Below are 16,374 nucleotides of genomic sequence, written 5' to 3' on the forward strand. Positions count from 1 at the left end.
TCTTGACATGCTTGCCGGTTCTTGACACGCTTGCCGGTTCTTGACACGCCGCTGCCGCGGTGGTGGAAGGTAGCGGTCCGCGTTGCCTGGTCCGGCGCCCCGCGCGCCGGACCCCGCCTCGCCTAGTTCGTCCGCGCCTTCGCGCTCCCTTCACGATCGGCTCGCTCGGCCCCGGACGGACCGCTACCTTCCACCACCGCGCCAACGACTGCATCGCAGGGTTTGTATCTCTGCCGGGACGGGTCGGGTGCTTGGCATTTTTCTGTGATGGCTGCGGCTGGCAGAAAAGCTTGCGCGCTCGCCCGGCGCGGGCCGCCAGCCGGCCCGCTTGGGCATTGGGGCTGATACGGCCTACGATGCTGGCCAGGCTACGGTGTTGTATTCGATGTTGTATTGCGCCGATCAAACTTGGCAACAACTTACCCGGACCTGTGGGACTGTCAGTATTTTTGTGTTTAAAGCAATGAAAGCTGAGATTCTACCGATCCCAACATTCAGGCAGCGATCCAATTAACGATCTAACGATCAAATAAATATAAGCGAGCCTCAAACCCAGTATAGACAAGCGTCAACCCAGTATAGGCAAACCTCAAATCCAGCAGCCTCTCAACCTACCTGCCCGTATGCCAAAAAGGCGATCCGGCGGGGATCGACTTTTTGGCGGCCCCGCAAATTCTTCTGCCAGCCAGCAGCATCACGCAAAAATGCCAAGCACCCCGCCCGCCCCAGCGGCGAAACAATTAATGATACGCAGTGGGTCGGGTCCTGGGGGCCTTGTGGCGCGACGTCCGGGGCCGAGCCAGCCGATCGCGAAGGGAGCCCCGAACGGGGCGGACGAGCAAGGCGGGGCGGTGTCCAGCGCGCAGGTGCTGGACCGGCAACGCGTCGCAGAACAAGGCCCCCAGGAACCGGCACACGTCAGAAGAATAACAACAGATCAAGAACCGGCATACGTCAGAAGAATAGCAACAGATCAAGAACCGGCATACGTCTTAAGAACCAATCACGTGCCAGAAGAATAACGACAAAACGCCAAGATCAAGCACACATCACACGCGCAGGCGCCAGGGTTATGGATGGAACTTGGCCTGGGCGGCGGCGAGGTAATGGTAGAAATTACGGATCAAAGCCGCTGTAGCGCCCCAGATGAAATAAGAGTGCCATGTCATCGAAAAATAATAACGATGGCCGCCTTCGGGCAACTGGGCCTCGTGCAGGCGATGCAGACGCGTGTCCATCAGCACCGACAGGGGCACCTCGAACACCTCCGCGACCTCCGTCACGTCCGGCGTTATCGTAAAACCGGGGCGTATCAAGCCGATGATGGGCTTCATGGTGAAACGGGTCGACGTCAGAAAGCTGGGCTGCGTGCCGATAAGCTCGATGAAATCCGGCGGCACGCCGATTTCCTCGTAGGTTTCGCGCAAGGCGGCGGACATCGCATCGCGGTCCGTCGGTTCAATGCGCCCGCCGGGAAAGCTGATTTGCCCGGCATGATCATGCAAATGCGAGGCGCGGCGCGTAAAAAGCACGTGCAGGCCCGACGGACGCTGCACCAAGGGGAAAAGCACCGCAGCCCGGATGGCATCCTGGCTGTCCGGGAAATCGGCCTGGAAGGAATCGCTGAAAACCGGCTCGACCTGCCATTCGACAGGACAGGCAAAAGCCGAGCAGATGAAATCGAGCTGGATGGACGCTTCCGAAAGAGGCGGCAGTATTTCGCTCTGGACAACAGGCTGGGCCTGGGGATCAAAACCCGGCACCACCACACGCCTGCTTCGAGGAGGAAAAATGCTTTGCGACATAAATTCATAAAGCAAAGGCACCCCTTGGGTGCCTTTGCTGGTTTAAACCGGAAACGCGCTGCTTATTTGGCGGCTGCTTTCTTGGGGTTGCGAACCAGCTTTTCTTTAATGCGAGCGGCCTTACCCGAACGACTGCGCAAGTAATAAAGTTTAGCACGGCGGACATCGCCGCGGCGCTTTACTTCGATGCTGGCGATCTGCGGGGAATAAAGCTGGAACGTACGTTCCACCGCCTCGCCCGAGGAAATCTTGCGCACGATGAAGGACGAATTCAAGCCGCGGTTGCGGCGGCCGATGACCACGCCTTCATAGGCCTGGACGCGCTTGCGGGCGCCTTCGACCACGTTTACGTTGACGATGACGGTGTCGCCGGGGCCAAACTGGGGTTTGGCTTCGCCGCCGGTAAGGCGGGCGATTTCTTCTTGTTCGAGGGTTTCGATCAAATTCACGGTAAAGCTCCAGATTTCATCATGACGCGGGCCAATTTTTGGTTTATGGCAAAGCCCGACAGAGGATGAGTTAGCAAAGCCGATCATTGTACAAGCAATCGGCTTATTTTAAAAGCCGCCTGCGGCCCCCAGCCACATGAGGCCAGGAATCGTCGCCCCCCATACGGCCACCAGGCAAATATCGGTAACCATGGCGCCGCGTGTGAGCCGGGACGACTTGCTGCGGCTGGGACGCGGCGGAAATGGCCATTTGGATGGCGCTTTTTTGGGCTGGTAGGTTTGCATGGGACGGTCTCCGGGTAAGCCGCAGCGTAGGCGGCGCCAGCCTGAAAAACCGGCTTGGGCGGCAAGCGCCACGCTGCGAGCGATACTGTTTAAAAATACAGCTGTTCCTTGATGGACTGTATAAAACAACAGTAGTCTTTGCAAGCGTTTTATGCTTTTGTGCTGCAAATACCACAGCCGCAGCAAAAAAAGCCCCACGCTTCACCGCTTACGCGGCTCGCTATCCACCTCGCGGCCTGCATGCCGCTCGGATTCGCCATGCACAACACCCAAAGGTTAGAGTCGTGTCCAACTTTTGGGGGTCAGTTCACGCAGGGACTGTCCTGTGTCCGGGCTCATCCCGGCGGCAAAAAAAAATCCCGTCCAAGGACGGGATTTTTTACTGGAGGCGGCCCTTATTTGGGAACAGACCCTTATTTATTGGGCTGGGGCGTGATGCGCAGGTAGGGGCGCACGGCCGTATAGCCCTTGGGGAATTTTTCCTTGAGCACGGCTTCGTCCTTCAGGGATGGGACGATGATGACGTCGTCGCCGTCTTCCCAGTTCACCGGCGTGGCCACGCTGTGGCTGTCGGTAAGCTGCAGCGAATCGATGACGCGCAGGATTTCATTGAAATTGCGTCCGGTGCTGGCGGGGTAGGTCAGGGTCAGGCGTATCTTCTTGGCGGGGTCGATGATGAACACCGAACGCACCGTGGCGGTGGCGCTGGCATTGGGGTGGATCATGTCATACAGCGTCGACACCTTGCGGTCCTGGTCGGCCAGGATGGGGAAATCCACTTTGGTGTTCTGCGTGTCGTTGATGTCCTCGATCCACTTTTTGTGCGACTCGGCATCGTCGACCGAAACGGCAATCACCTTGACATTGCGCTTGGCGAACTCGCCGGACACAATGGCCGTGTAGCCCAGTTCCGTGGTGCATACGGGCGTGAAGTCGGCCGGATGCGAGAAAAGCACGCCCCAGCTGTCGCCCAGATAGTCGTAAAAGCGGATCTTGCCGATGGAGGAATCCTGTTCAAAATCAGGGGCGGTGTCGCCCAGGCGCAAAGTTGTCATGATGGCTCTCTTAGTCGTAGAACAAAATGAAAAAGGTATGCCTTAGATTTTGGCAGTATAAGAAACCTAAAGGAAATAACCTTTAAGCATAAACTTATGCGTGGACCGCAAGCCCGGCATACTGGCTGGCCACCCCGCCTTCAAGCACGGCAATCGACAGGGATTCCGCGCGCGGCAGGATGTGGGCCGCATAGAATATGCTGGTGGCCAGTTTCTGAGTATAGAAGTCCGAACCCTTGCCCGCATCGGCCTGTTGGCTGGCAACCAGGGCGGCCCGCGCCAGCTGCCAGCCAGCATTTACCACGCCCGCCAGCAGCAGATACGGCACGCTGCCCAGGAAGACGGCGCGCAGCGCGTCTTTGGCGCTGCTCAGGACAAACCCGGTGGCGCTTTCGTAAGCGGCAACGGCCGCGGCCAGGCGCCGCGCGATAAGCGCCAGGCCATCGGCGCCAGCGCCGCCCCGGGCGGCGGCGGCCTCCAGCTGCGCCACCGTGGCCTGCATTTCCAGGGCCAGTCCCTGGGCCACGGCGCCGCCATCGCGCAAGATCTTGCGGCCGACGAAATCATTGGCCTGGATGGCGGTCGTGCCTTCGTATATGGGCAGGATGCGCGCGTCGCGGTAATACTGCGCCGCGCCGGTTTCTTCGATGAAGCCCATGCCGCCGTGGACTTGCACGCCCAGGGAAGCCACCTCGACCGACGATTCCGTCGAGAACCCCTTGACGATGGGCACCAGGTATTCGTAAACCGCCTTGTTCTTCGCCCTCACGGCCGGATCGGCGTGGCGGCGCGACTTGTCGCAGGCCGCGGCCGCGACATAGGCCAGGGCGCGCCCGCCTTCGGTCAAGGATTTCATGGTCAGCAGCATGCGCTGCACATCGGGGTGGTCGGCGATGGCGACCGGGCCCGCCGAGCCTTCCAGCGCCTGGCCCTGCAGGCGCTCATGGGCATAGGCCATGGCGTGCTGCAAGGCGCGCTCGGACACGGCGATGCCCTGTATGCCTACGGCGTAGCGCGCCGCATTCATCATGATGAACATGTACTCGAGGCCGCGGTTTTCCTCGCCGACCAGATAGCCGACCGCGCCCTCTCCGGCCTCGCCCTTGCCCGAGCCGTACAGCAGGACGGCGGTCGGGCTGCCATGTATGCCCAGCTTGTGTTCGAGCGACGCGCACCAGACATCGTTGCGCGCGCCCAGGGAACCGTCCTCGTTGACCAGGAACTTGGGAACGATGAACAGCGAGATCCCCTTGACGCCTTTGGGCGCGTCGGGAGTCCGGGCCAGGACCAGGTGCACGATATTTTCGGCCATATCGTGCTCGCCGTAGGTGATGAAGATTTTCTGCCCCGACAAGCGGTAGGCGCCATCGCCCTGCTTCACCGCCCTGGTGGCGACCTGGGCCAGGTCGGATCCCGCTTGCGGCTCGGTCAGGTTCATGGTGCCCGTCCAGCGGCCCTCCAGCATGGGCGGAATGAATCGCGACTGCTGTTCCTGCGTGCCGACCGCGGCCAGGGCTTCGATGACCCCGTCGGTCAGCAAGGGACACAAGGAAAACGCCAGGTTGGCGGCATTGATGTTTTCGCTGGCCGCCGCGCCCACCAGCTTGGGCAGGCCCTGGCCGCCCCATTCCTGTTCGTGCTGCAGGCCTTGCCAGCCCCCCTGGGCGAACTCGGCGAAGGCTTTCTTGAAGCCCGGCGAAGTCGTCACCGCCCCGTCGTTCCATTTGGCGGGCGTGGTGTCGCCGGCGCGGTTCAGCGGCGCAATGGCCTGCTCGACGAAGCGGGCGTTTTCCTGAAGCACCGCATCGACCAGGTCCTCGGACACTTCTTCAAAACCCGGCAATGCCAGCACGCCATCGAGGTCGGCCAGTTCTTTCAGGACAAAACGGATATCTTGGGTAGGCGCGCGGTAAGTCACTTTTTCTCCATGCTTTAAACGGCCGAATAGCAGATTTATTCGAACTAGGGCCCGGTTTTCGTGGACGATCTGCGAAAATCATTTTGCCATACTTTCCCGGCGCCGGACGCGCCTGGATACCGGCCGGCGGGAAATCGGCAAGCCGGCCCCGCCGGCAACCGGGTTCAGGCTCCGGCGCGCCCCGAAACCAGCTTGAAAATGAAACTGAAATCCTTGGCGGCGTATCCCTCGTCGACGGCTTTCTGATAGAGGGCGGCGGCGCTTGCGGCCATGGGGGTGGAGGTGGCCGCGTCGGCCGCCGCGCTCTGCGACAGGCGCATGTCCTTGAGCATCAGGCCCATGGAAAACCCGGCGGCATAGTCCCGGTTGGCCGGCGAAGCGGGAACCGGGCCGGGCACCGGGCAATACGCCTGCAAGGCCCAGCAATTGCCCGATGCCTTGGTCATGACGTCGTGCACGGTCTGGTAATCCAGGCCCAGGCGCTCGGCCAGGGTGAAAACCTCGCTGAGCGCCACCATGCTCATGCCGGCCATCATATTGTTGCAGATCTTCATGGCCTGGCCGCAGCCCGCGGGGCCCACATGGACCAGGGACGAGCCCATGCATTGCAGCACCGGCGCCGCCCGGTCGAAGGCTTCCCGGCTTCCTCCCACCATGAATACCAGGGTGGCGGCCTGCGCGGCCGGCACGGCGCCCGAAACCGGGGCGTCGACCATGACAAAACCCGCCGCCTCGGCCGCCTTGCTCACCGCCCGCGAGTTCTCGACATCGATGGTCGAGCTGTCTATCAATAGCGCGCCCGGGCGCGCATTCTGCAATACGCCGTCCGGCCCTTCATAGACCGCGCGCACATGCTTGCCGGTGGGGACCATCGAAATGACGATATCGGCCCCCGCCACGGCATCCGCGATCGAAGCGGCGGCCTGGCCGCCCGCGGCCGCCAGGCGATCGCAATTCCCGCTGACCAGGTCAAAGCCGATGACGGCATGCCCGGCTTTCAACAAGTTCCCGCACATGGGCTGGCCCATGTTGCCCAATCCAATAAAGGCAATGGTCGACATAATGCTCCTCCTGTTTGTTCAGCTTTTTTGCTTTATCAGCTCGCACTTGCTCTCGGCTAGCGGGATGGTGACCTGGGCCGCCGGGATGGTCCTGAGGATTTTGTAGTAATCCCAGGGGCCCTTGGACTCTTCGGGCGTCTTGACCTGGATGAGGAACATGTCGTGCTCCATGCGTCCGTCCGCCCGCACTTTGCCGTTGTGCGCGAAGAAGTCGTTCACCGGCAGTTCCCGCATTTTTTCCGCGACCGCCTTGCCATCCAGGGTTCCAGCCGCCTTGGCGGCCTTCAGATAGTGCAGCACGGACGAATACACGCCTGCCTGCACCATGCCCGGCTTGCGCTTGGTGCGCTCTTCGAATTTCCGCGCGAACTCGCGGCTCGCGTCGTCCCGGTCCCAGTAATAGGCCGTCGTGGCGACCAGCCCTTTCGCCTTGGCCAGGCCCAGCGCATGCACATCGCTGATGACCAGGGCCAGGGCCACCAGCCGCTGCCCCTGGTCGACCAGGCCGAAATCCGCCGCCTGCTTGATGGAGTTGACGGTGTCCGTGCCGCCATTGGCCAGGCCCACGATCTTGGCCTTGGAAGACTGCGCCTGCAGCAGGAAAGAGGCGAAATCGGCGGTATTGACCGGGTGGTTGACCTGGCCCAGCACCTTGCCGCCATTGGCGACCACCGTTTTCGTCAGGTCCGCCGCCATCTGCGCGCCGAATGCATAGTCGGCGGCCATGATGAACCAGTCTTTCCCGCCTTCCTGCAGGACGCCGCGGGCGGTCCCGACCGACGACGCATAAGTATCGAAGGTCCAATGAAACCCCGTGGGAGAGCAGCTTTCATTGGTCAGCCGGGTCGAAAACGGCCCGGACGCCAGCGTTATTTTTCCGCGTTCCTTGGCCAGCCCCTGGACGGCGAGGGCGACGGCGGAGTTGGTCAGGTCGGCAATGACCTCGACATTGTCCACGTCGAACCACTTGCGCGCCGTGGAAGTGGCGATATCGGTCTTGTTCTGGTGGTCGGCGGAAAGGACTTCGATCTTCTTGCCCAGCAGGGTGCCGCCGAAGTCTTCCACCGCCATCCTGGCGGCGACCACGGACGTGACGCCGCCGAAGTCGGAATACAGTCCGGACTGATCATTCAGGACGCCGATGCGCATGACATCGCCGGCGGCGAAAGCCGGCGCCGCGGCAAAGCTGGCGGCCAGCGCCAAGGCCATAATGTTCTTTTTCATGTGTTGTCTCCGTTGGTTTCGATGCCTGTGGTCAGGCTAGATTAATAATGATGGTTTTCTTGTTGGTGAAGTGTTCCAGCATCGCCTCCAGTGATGCTTCCTTTCCAAGGCCCGACTGCTTTATGCCACCGTAGGACAGCCCTGGCTGCGCGACGATGTTCTGGTTGACCTGTACGAAGCCGGCCTGCAGGCGCTGCGTCGCATCCATCGCCAGCGTTATGTTGCTGGTCCAGATGGTCGCGGCCAGCGCGAAGTCCGAGTCATTGGCCTGCCGGATGGCGTCCTCGTAGTCTTTGAAAGCGATGACGCAAGTGACCGGGCCGAAGATTTCTTCGCGGGCCAGTCGATGGTCGTTGGACACTCCCGTGAAGATCACGGGCTGGACGAAAAGCCCGTCCTTGAATTCCGGGCCATCGGGCACCGCGGACAAGCGATGGGATTTCGCCCCCGGCACTTGCTCGCCCAGCTTGATGTAAAAATGCACGCGTTCGAACTGGGCCTGCGAAATAATGCTGCCTATATCGGTGGCCTCATCGAGCGGGTCGCCCATTTTCATGGCGTTGACCTTTTCCTTGACCTTCTCGACAAACGCATCGACGATGGATTCGTGCACGAACATGCGGGAAGCGGCGGTGCAGCTTTGGCCTTGGCGCGTAAAACGCATGCCCGCCACGGCCCCGGCCACCGCCTTGTCCAGGTCGGCGTCGCCCATGACGATCATGGGGCTTTTCCCGCCCAGCTCCAGGGTGACCGGAATCAGCTTTTCGGCGGCCGCACGGGCAATATGCTTGCCGGTCTCGACCGATCCGGTGAAGGTCACCTTGCCTATCCTGGGGTGATCCACCAGCGGCGCGCCGCAAGCCGGGCCATCCCCGGACAGGATATTGGCCACTCCGGCCGGCAGCACTTCATTGAGGATTTCCATTACCCGCAAGGCGGCCAGGGGCGCCTCTTCGGCGGACTTGACCACCACCGTGTTGCCAGCCGCAAGCGCCGGCGCGATCTTGAATGCCATCAGCATCAGGGGCGCATTCCAGGGGATGATGGCGGCGACCACGCCTATCGGCTCGCGCTGCGTCAGCGTCAGCATCTTGGGATCGAAGGGCACGGTTTCGCCCTTGAGTTCGCTGGTGAGGCCGCCATAGAAACTGAAGCTTTCCGCCACCAGCGTCGCTTCGCCCCGGCTTTCGCTGCGGATGGCCTTGCCGGTTTCCAGGGCGAGGAGCTGGGCGATTTCTTCCGAGTGCTCCAGCAGGCGCCGGGCGCATTCATGCAAGGCCTTGCCGCGCTCGCGCGCCGATGTGCGGGCCCAGGCGGCTTGCGCCTTGAAGGCGGCTTCGACGGCGGCATCCACATCGGCCGCGGCGCCTTCCGCGGCGCGGCCGATTTCCTTGCCCGTGGCGGGATTGAGGACCGGAAAGCTGGCCCCTGAAAGGGCCGGCGTGAACCGGCCGCCGATCAGATGGTATCCCGATAGACGCTGCGCCAGCGATATCGCGGCCGCGGCCGCCTGAGATGAATTGCCCAAGGTAGGTCTCCTGTTCCTGTTGATGGATATTCTCTTTATTCTTCAAGCTTCGGGCCGGACGGCCCGCGCCAGCCTAATTGGCGGTTTCGCGGCTGGCTTTGGCCAGCCGCAGGCCCTGCTCTCCCTCTTGCCGCGCGAACTTGGCGAATTCCTCGACGGAGGCCGACGGCGCGACATCCTCGTAGCCGGAGGCGAAGTTCTGGCGCACGTCCTTGTCCGCCAGTATTTCATTGGTCGCCTTGAACAGGACGTCCACCGCCGCCGCGGGTGTGCCCTTGGGCACGAAGATGCCCCACCAGTTGGCAATGTTGTAGCCGGGAACGCCAAGGTCGGCAATAGGCCGGTACTGGGGAATAAGGCTGGACGGCTGGGCGGTGGTGATCCCCAGGCCTATGGCCTTGCCGGTATCGATGGCGCTGCGGGCCGAAGGCGCGGTGGCAAAGGAAATATCCGTATCGCCGGCGGCAACCGACTGGGTGGCGGGCGCCCCGCCCTTGAAAGGGATATGCATCAGCTTGGTGGCGCTGGCGCTCATGAATTCCACCGCCGCGAGATGGGTGATGACGCCGTTGCCGGACGAGGCCACGTTGATCGTATTGGGCGCCTTTCTGGCCCGCTGCAGCAGGTCCTCCACGCTGCTGATGCCCGATTTCTTGCTGGCGATCAGTATCATGGGCGCGATGGTGAGCCGGGCCACCGGCATGAAGTCGTCGGGGGTATAGCTGACGCTGTAAAGCACGCTGTCGCTGCCCATGACGCTGGAATTGCCCAGGTACAGGGTATAGCCGTCGGGCTTGGCCTTTGCGGCCTGGGCCGCCCCTATGGTCGATCCGGCGCCCGGCCGGTTCTCGATGACGACGGGCTGCTTCAATAATCTGGACAGGCTGTTGGCATATATGCGGCCGACATTATCGGCGCCCCCGCCGGGGGGAAAGCCGATGATCAGAGTGATCGGCCGGGCGGGATAGCTTTCAGCGCCCTGGGCCGTCGCCACGACGCCCAGCGCCATGCATGCAAAACATACTTCCTTGATCCCTTTCATTGCTGTCTCCTTTTGCTGTTTATTGGTATTTCAGGCGCCGGTAAAGCGCGGCGGCCGTTTTTCCTTCCAGGCCAGCGCCCCTTCCGAGATATCGCTGGAGCTTTCCGAAAGAAGCACTCCCTGGTCGATGTCCCGGCTGTCGATCTGCGCCCTCGCGATCAGATTCAAATGTTTCTTTATGCCCAGCAGGGCAATGGGCGCCATGCCCGCCAGCAGCTGGCTGAGCTCATCCACGCGCGGCATCAAGCGGTCGTCCTCGACGATTTCCGTCAGGAAGCCGATGCGCAGCATTTCCCCGGCATCGATTTTCTCGGCCGTCAGGAACAGGCGCTTGGCCTGGTTCAGGCCCAGCCTGGATATATATCTGGCCATGCCGCCGGGATAGAAATGCAGGCCGAGCCTGGCCGCGGGCATGAACATATTGGCCGCCGGCGTGCCGATGCGGAAGTCGCAAGCCAGGCAGAGATCCGTCCCGCCGCCGTAGGCGCCGCCGTTGACCGCCGCGATGGTGACGGGCCTTGCGCTTTCTATCAGGTCCATGGTTTCCCCGAAGAAAAGCGAACTGGGGGCGTTCGCGGCCGCCAGCGACGAGATGTCGTAGCCGCTGCAGAAATACTTGCCTTCGGCCGTGAACCGCAGCACCAGCACCTGCGGCGCCTGGTTTACCGTGGCGATATGCCCGCGCAGCGTTTGCAGGTCGCCGGGGCTCAGGCGGTTGGCGTATTCGGGCTTGCGCAGCCGGATGGTCGCGATGGGGCCGTCCACGGCCAGTTGCGGCGCGGTCGCGCCGCCGGGAGTGTCTCTCGATGTGTCGTCTTTGGCGCTGCTGGTGTCTGACATGCTTGCCTGTCGATATATTGGATTTTGCTCAGCCGGCCTGGTGTATCACTTTTTGCCCAAGCAGGCGTTCGATTTCCGCCGGCGCAAAACCATAGTCCGCGAACACGGCGCTGGTGTGCTGGCCGAACAGCGGCGGGGCGGTGCGCACCGACGAACCGTCTTCCATGTGGGTCATGCTCAGCGGCAGCCCCACCTGTTTCAATTCGCCCAGCACCGGATGCTCCACCGTCTGGACCAGCTTGCAGGCCAGTACCTGCGGGTCGCTGAACACATCGTCCAGCGTGTTGATGGGACCCGCCGGGATGCCGTTTTCTATCATCAGGGGCGTCCACTCCATGCGGCTGCGGCGCTTCAGGCTGGCTTCCAGCAGTTCCTTGAGCGCATGGCGATTCTGCATCCGGTCGGCATTGGTCAGGAAGCGGGGGTCGGAGGCAAGCGCTTCCAGGCCGAGTATCGAACACAGCTTGCCCCACATCGCGTGAGTCGCCGGCGCCAGGTTCAGCGGACCGTCGGCCGTCTCGAAAGTGCCGTATGGCGCAATGACCGGGTGCACGTTGCCGCAGGGCTGCGGCACCTCCTGGACGCTCAGGTAGCGCTGGCCCTGGACGCTGAGCAGACCCATCAGGCTGGCCAGCAGCGACGTTTCCACATGCTGCCCGCGGCCGCTGTTCTTGTGCTCGACCACGGCGGCCAGTATCCCGATGACTATCCACATGCCCGCGGTGAGGTCGCCTATCGCGGTGCCGACCCGCGTGGGGCCCGATTCATCGGTGCCGGTCAGGCTCATGAATCCGGAATAGCCCTGGGCAATCTGGTCGAAGCCCGCCCAGTCCTTCGCCGGGCCCTTGCTGCCGAAACCGGAAATCGACGCCATGATGATTCCGGGCTTTTCCCTGGAAAGCTCGTCGTAGCCCAGGCCCATGTTTTCCATGGTGCCCACCTTGAAATTTTCCACCACGATGTCGGACTTGAGCGCCATTTCCTTGATCAGGGCCAGGCCCTCCGCGCTGCGGAAGTCGATTCCAATTCCCTTTTTATTCCGGTTGGCGCTAAGATAATAAACGCTTATGTCCTCGTCGAACGGCCCCCACTGGCGCACCATGTCGCCCGCCGGCATGGGCTCGACCTTGATCACCTCGGCCCCGAGATCCGCCAAGATCATTGTGCTGAAAGGCCCGGACAGGGCGCGGGTCAGATCCAGCACTTTCAATCCAGATAATGGAAGGCTCATCTTGCTTCTCTCCTTTTTAAGCATCATCGATTCTAGGTATAGATAGCAAGCAATAAAAATACTTTTTAACGATAGAACCATAAGATAAACTTATTTCATTAATGGACGTAACGACAAGGCCAGATCATGAACCTGCGGCAACTCCAATACTTTGTGCGTGTGTTCGAAATGCAGAACATGACCCGCGCGGCGGAAAGCCTGTACGTCGCGCAACCCGCGCTGAGCCAGCAGATCGCCCTGCTGGAGGAAGATCTGGGAGTGCGTTTGCTGGTGCGCGGGTCCAAGGGGGTGCATGCGACGGCCGAGGGCGTCCTGCTCTACCGGCACGCCCAGACCATACTCCGGCAGGTCGACAGCACGCGCAGCCTGCTGGCCAGGACCGATGACCAGATCGCGGGCACCGTATCGATCGGCCTGGCCTCGAGCACGGCGCGCATGATCGCCCTTCCGCTCATGAAGCTCGTCAAACAGGAGTTTCCGGGAATCGTATTGGAGATCGTCGATATCCCGAGCGCCGACCTGACCCGGCTGGTGCTTCAGGGAAGAGTCGATTTTTCGCTTTCGCCCGATCAACAGCCCATCAAGGGCATTTCGCTCACCCCCCTGCTGGTCGAAGACTTGTTCCTGCTTACCCATCCCAGCCTGAAGCTGCCTGAAAAGAATGTGACGATCAAGAGCATTTCGGCCTTGCCCTTGATTCTGCCCAGCCTGCCCAACAAGCTCAGGGCGCGCGTCGATCATGTATTCCTGGCAGCCCGGCTCACCTACAACCTGTTCGCCGAAGCCAGCACCTCGGCCATCCTCATACCCGCGGTCCGGGAAGGACTGGCCGCCACCATGCTGCCGTATTCGGCGGCTCAGCCCGAGATCGCCAACGGCGCGATCACCTCGCATTCAATGGATGTCGAACTTTCGCGGGAGATCGTTCTATGTTCGAGCGACAGCCTGCCGCTCACGCCGGCCGTAAGCAAAGTCATCAATCTATGCAAGGGGCTGATCAAGCAGTTGATCCTGGAGCAGCGCTGGCTGGGCTGCCGGGTGCTGTACTGAAAAGGCCCCGGGGATGAGCCAGGCACTGAACAGTCCCTGCGGACTGTTCAGTGCCTGGCTCATCCGAGCGGCATGCAGGCAGGTGAACAGCACCGCCGCGCAGCGGCAAGCCGCCGGGGCCTTGCCCGCCTGCATCGGGCCAGCCTGAGGGACTACAGCGCCTCGACCAGTTCAGGCACCGCCTGGAACAGGTCCGCCACCAGGCCGTAATCGGCGACGCCGAATATCGGCGCCTCGGCGTCCTTGTTGATGGCAACGATGACCTTGGAGTCTTTCATGCCGGCCAGATGCTGGATGGCCCCGGAGATTCCCACGGCGACGTATAGCTGCGGGGCGACGATCTTGCCTGTTTGGCCGACCTGCCAGTCATTGGGCGCATAGCCCGCATCGACCGCGGCGCGCGAGGCGCCCAGGGCCGCGCCCAGCTTGTCGGCCAGCGGATCGAGAATCTTGAAGTTCTCGGCGCTGCCCAGGCCGCGGCCGCCCGAAACCACCACTGCCGCGCCGGCCAGCTCGGGACGATCGCTTTTGGCGACTTCACGGCCGACGAACGACGACAAGCCGGAATCGGCCACCACTTCCACCGATTCCACCGCCGCGCTGCCGCCCTGGCCTGCGACGCCGTCGAATGCCGTGGTGCGCACGGTAATGACCTTGATCGCATCGGCCGATTGCACCGTGGCGATGGCATTGCCGGCATAAATGGGGCGCGTGAAGGTGTCGGGCGATTCGACCGAAATGATATCGGAGATCTGCGCCACATCGAGCTTGGCCGCCACGCGGGGCGCCACGTTCTTGCCCGCCGCCGTGGCGGGGAACAGAATGTGGCTGTATCCGCCGGCCAGCGCCAGCACCTGGGCGGCAACATTCTCGGCCAGGCCGTCGGCCAGCGCGGCGCCGTCGGCCAGCAGCACTTTGGCCACGCCGGCGGCTTGCGCCGCCTGGTCGGCAACGGCCTGCGCGGCGCTGCCCGCCACCAGCACGTGGATATCGCCGCCCAGCTTGGCCGCCGCCGCGATGGTATTGAGGGTCGCCACCTTCAGGTGCGCGTTGTCGTGCTCAGCAATTACAAGTATCGTCATTTAAACCACCTTCGCTTCATTCTTGAGTTTGTCGACCAGCGCGGCCACATCGGGCACGATAATGCCCGCAGAACGCGCGGGCGGCTCCGAAACTTTCAGGGTCTTCAAGCGCGGGGCGACATCGACGCCCAGTTCCTCGGGCGTAATGACGTCCAGCGTCTTTTTCTTGGCCTTCATGATATTGGGCAGGGTAACGTAGCGCGGCTCGTTCAGGCGCAAATCGGTGGTGATGATGGCGGGAAGCTTGAGCGACAGCGTTTCGAGCCCGCCGTCCACTTCGCGCGTCACCGCCACGGTATCGCCCGAGACTTCGACCTTGCTGGCGAAAGTGGCCTGCGGCCAGCCCAGCAAGGCGGCCAGCATCTGGCCGGTCTGATTGGCGTCGTCGTCGATCGCCTGCTTGCCCAGAATGACCAGCCCAGGCTGTTCCTTGTCCACCAGCGCCTTGAGCAGCTTGGCCACGGCCAAGGGCTGCAGTTCGACATCGGTCTGCACCAGGGCGGCGCGGTCGGCGCCAATGGCCATGGCGGTGCGCAGGGTTTCCTGGGATTGCGCAACGCCGCAAGAAACGGCGATGATCTCGGTGGCGACGCCCTTTTCCTTGAGGCGCGTAGCTTCTTCGACGGCGATTTCGTCGAATGGGTTCATGGACATTTTCACATTGGCGATATCCACACCGCTTTGATCGGATTTCACGCGCACTTTGACGTTGTAATCAACCACACGCTTGACAGGTACCAATACCTTCATCGAGCATTCTCCAAGGATTAAAAAAAAAGCTGCCACCCCGGCATCGCAAGCGGACGGCCGAGCGCCCCGCGGCGCTGCGCCCAGGCTTGCCTGCCGGACAAGATATTCACGTAAACCTTCTTATTCTACAACGTCGCCAGCGCCCTGATGTGGGCCACCGCGCTGCGCCCCAGGGCCGACAGGTTGTACCCGCCCTCCAGGAAGCTGACCACCCTGCCCTGCGCCGTGTGCCCGGCCAGTTGCACGACCTGCTCGGTGATCCAGGCGTAGTCGGCTTCGACCATGCCCAGCTGGCCCATGTCGTCTTCGCGGTGGGCATCGAAACCGGCGGAGATGAAAATGAACTCGGGCCTGAAGGCCTCCAGCCGGGGCAGCCAGATGTCGCTCGCCAGCAGGCGCAAGGCATCCCCGTTGGTATAGGCGTCGACCGGTATATTTACCATGTTTTCGGCGGGATGGCCCTGACATATGTTGGGAAAGAAAGGATGCTGGAAGAAGCTGCACATCAGCACACGGGGGTCCTCGGAAAACATTTCTTCGGTGCCGTTGCCGTGGTGCACATCGAAGTCGATGATGGCGACCCTTTCGAGCTGGTACTTTTCAAGCGCGTAGGCGGCCGCTATGGCGATATTGTTGAAGAAACAGAAGCCCATGGCGGCATCGGGGCGCGCATGATGGCCGGGCGGGCGCACGGCGCAAAAAGCCGTGCGCGCCTTTTGCGCCATGATGGCATCGACGGCGGCTATCCCCGACCCGGCGGCGGCCCGCGCCGCCTCTATCGTATGCGGGTTCATGATGGTGTCCGGGTCGATGGCGAAGTAGCCGGCCGCCGGGGAATGGCTGCGCAGATAGGCCAGGTGTTCGTGGGTATGCACCCTGAGGATATCGGCCTGGCTGGCCAGGGGGGCTTCCTGCTGCTCGAGGAAAGGCATCACCCCGCTGGCCAGCAACTGGTCGTTGATGGCATCCAGCCGTTGCGGGCATTCCGGATGCCAGTTTCCCATTTCATGCAGGCGGCATGCGGGATGAGTAATATATAGAGTCTCCATAAGGA

The 16,374-nt window shown here is 62.0% G+C and carries 15 protein-coding genes; 1 reads left to right on the forward strand and 14 read right to left on the reverse strand.

Features of this window, described 5'->3' with window-relative positions; genetic code table 11:
• Positions 1 to 1,070: 1,070 nt before the first annotated feature.
• From BUB23_RS02275 to BUB23_RS02320, 11 genes are all read right to left on the reverse strand, one after another.
• Positions 1,071 to 1,805 (reverse strand): CoA pyrophosphatase, encoded by a 735-nt coding sequence (locus BUB23_RS02275; RefSeq protein WP_073101435.1) that lies wholly within the window; start codon positions 1,803 to 1,805, stop codon positions 1,071 to 1,073.
• 62 nt (positions 1,806 to 1,867) lie between these two features.
• Entirely contained in the window at positions 1,868 to 2,254 is a 387-nt protein-coding gene (gene rplS, locus BUB23_RS02280) for a 50S ribosomal protein L19 (RefSeq protein ID WP_073101436.1), read from the reverse strand.
• A 108-nt stretch (positions 2,255 to 2,362) separates the two neighbouring features.
• Positions 2,363 to 2,539 carry a hypothetical protein gene (locus BUB23_RS26960; protein WP_178372250.1) on the reverse strand — a complete coding sequence of 59 codons (177 nt, stop codon included), beginning with the start codon at positions 2,537 to 2,539 and terminating at the stop codon, positions 2,363 to 2,365.
• A gap of 413 nt (positions 2,540 to 2,952) precedes the next feature.
• Positions 2,953 to 3,594, reverse strand: coding sequence for a peroxiredoxin (locus BUB23_RS02285; protein ID WP_073101437.1), 642 nt, complete (start codon positions 3,592 to 3,594; stop codon positions 2,953 to 2,955).
• Positions 3,595 to 3,688: 94 nt separating this feature from the next.
• The gene (locus tag BUB23_RS02290; RefSeq protein WP_073101438.1) at positions 3,689 to 5,512 is read right to left on the reverse strand and encodes an acyl-CoA dehydrogenase; all 1,824 of its coding nucleotides are present in this window, start codon (positions 5,510 to 5,512) and stop codon (positions 3,689 to 3,691) included.
• A gap of 164 nt (positions 5,513 to 5,676) precedes the next feature.
• A complete protein-coding gene (gene mmsB, locus BUB23_RS02295) occupies positions 5,677 to 6,573 on the reverse strand; it encodes a 3-hydroxyisobutyrate dehydrogenase (RefSeq protein ID WP_073101439.1) in 897 nt (298 codons plus the stop codon).
• Between the two features lie 18 nt (positions 6,574 to 6,591).
• Positions 6,592 to 7,797, reverse strand: a complete 1,206-nt coding sequence (locus BUB23_RS02300; protein ID WP_073101440.1) for an ABC transporter substrate-binding protein — start codon at positions 7,795 to 7,797, stop codon at positions 6,592 to 6,594.
• Positions 7,798 to 7,828: 31 nt separating this feature from the next.
• The gene (locus tag BUB23_RS02305) at positions 7,829 to 9,325 is read right to left on the reverse strand and encodes an aldehyde dehydrogenase family protein (protein WP_178372251.1); all 1,497 of its coding nucleotides are present in this window, start codon (positions 9,323 to 9,325) and stop codon (positions 7,829 to 7,831) included.
• 73 nt (positions 9,326 to 9,398) lie between these two features.
• Entirely contained in the window at positions 9,399 to 10,367 is a 969-nt protein-coding gene (locus tag BUB23_RS02310) for a Bug family tripartite tricarboxylate transporter substrate binding protein (RefSeq protein ID WP_073101441.1), read from the reverse strand.
• A 30-nt stretch (positions 10,368 to 10,397) separates the two neighbouring features.
• Positions 10,398 to 11,207, reverse strand: coding sequence for an enoyl-CoA hydratase/isomerase family protein (locus BUB23_RS02315; protein ID WP_084135639.1), 810 nt, complete (start codon positions 11,205 to 11,207; stop codon positions 10,398 to 10,400).
• Positions 11,208 to 11,235: 28 nt separating this feature from the next.
• Positions 11,236 to 12,438, reverse strand: a complete 1,203-nt coding sequence (locus BUB23_RS02320) for a CaiB/BaiF CoA transferase family protein (RefSeq protein WP_073101442.1) — start codon at positions 12,436 to 12,438, stop codon at positions 11,236 to 11,238.
• Positions 12,439 to 12,564: 126 nt separating this feature from the next.
• Between BUB23_RS02320 and BUB23_RS02325 the strand changes: the two genes are divergently transcribed.
• Positions 12,565 to 13,488: a LysR substrate-binding domain-containing protein gene (locus tag BUB23_RS02325; protein ID WP_073101443.1), complete on the forward strand. Its 924-nt coding sequence runs from the start codon at positions 12,565 to 12,567 to the stop codon at positions 13,486 to 13,488.
• A 152-nt stretch (positions 13,489 to 13,640) separates the two neighbouring features.
• Here BUB23_RS02325 and BUB23_RS02330 read toward each other — a convergent pair whose 3' ends face one another.
• The 3 genes from BUB23_RS02330 to BUB23_RS02340 form a co-directional block, all read right to left on the reverse strand.
• Positions 13,641 to 14,570, reverse strand: coding sequence for an electron transfer flavoprotein subunit alpha/FixB family protein (locus BUB23_RS02330; protein ID WP_073101444.1), 930 nt, complete (start codon positions 14,568 to 14,570; stop codon positions 13,641 to 13,643).
• Entirely contained in the window at positions 14,571 to 15,320 is a 750-nt protein-coding gene (locus tag BUB23_RS02335) for an electron transfer flavoprotein subunit beta/FixA family protein (protein ID WP_073101445.1), read from the reverse strand.
• A gap of 125 nt (positions 15,321 to 15,445) precedes the next feature.
• Entirely contained in the window at positions 15,446 to 16,369 is a 924-nt protein-coding gene (locus BUB23_RS02340; RefSeq protein ID WP_073101645.1) for a histone deacetylase family protein, read from the reverse strand.
• Positions 16,370 to 16,374: the final 5 nt, after the last annotated feature.

The sequence above is a fragment of the Pollutimonas bauzanensis genome (assembly GCF_900129885.1).
In the GTDB taxonomy this organism is placed as follows: domain Bacteria; phylum Pseudomonadota; class Gammaproteobacteria; order Burkholderiales; family Burkholderiaceae_B; genus Pollutimonas; species Pollutimonas bauzanensis.

What these genes read in the sequence shown, in the direction of transcription:
- BUB23_RS02330 (WP_073101444.1), bottom strand. Translation starts at nt 14,570, where the DNA reads ATGACGATACTTGTAATTGCTGAGCACGACAACGCGCACCTGAAGGTG.
- BUB23_RS02285 (WP_073101437.1), bottom strand. Translation starts at nt 3,594, where the DNA reads ATGACAACTTTGCGCCTGGGCGACACCGCCCCTGATTTTGAACAGGAT.
- BUB23_RS02310 (WP_073101441.1), bottom strand. Translation starts at nt 10,367, where the DNA reads ATGAAAGGGATCAAGGAAGTATGTTTTGCATGCATGGCGCTGGGCGTC.
- BUB23_RS02335 (WP_073101445.1), bottom strand. Translation starts at nt 15,320, where the DNA reads ATGAAGGTATTGGTACCTGTCAAGCGTGTGGTTGATTACAACGTCAAA.
- BUB23_RS26960 (WP_178372250.1), bottom strand. Translation starts at nt 2,539, where the DNA reads ATGCAAACCTACCAGCCCAAAAAAGCGCCATCCAAATGGCCATTTCCG.
- BUB23_RS02315 (WP_084135639.1), bottom strand. Translation starts at nt 11,207, where the DNA reads ATGTCAGACACCAGCAGCGCCAAAGACGACACATCGAGAGACACTCCC.
- BUB23_RS02320 (WP_073101442.1), bottom strand. Translation starts at nt 12,438, where the DNA reads ATGAGCCTTCCATTATCTGGATTGAAAGTGCTGGATCTGACCCGCGCC.
- BUB23_RS02300 (WP_073101440.1), bottom strand. Translation starts at nt 7,797, where the DNA reads ATGAAAAAGAACATTATGGCCTTGGCGCTGGCCGCCAGCTTTGCCGCG.
- BUB23_RS02325 (WP_073101443.1), top strand. Translation starts at nt 12,565, where the DNA reads ATGAACCTGCGGCAACTCCAATACTTTGTGCGTGTGTTCGAAATGCAG.
- BUB23_RS02340 (WP_073101645.1), bottom strand. Translation starts at nt 16,369, where the DNA reads ATGGAGACTCTATATATTACTCATCCCGCATGCCGCCTGCATGAAATG.
- mmsB (WP_073101439.1), bottom strand. Translation starts at nt 6,573, where the DNA reads ATGTCGACCATTGCCTTTATTGGATTGGGCAACATGGGCCAGCCCATG.
- BUB23_RS02275 (WP_073101435.1), bottom strand. Translation starts at nt 1,805, where the DNA reads ATGTCGCAAAGCATTTTTCCTCCTCGAAGCAGGCGTGTGGTGGTGCCG.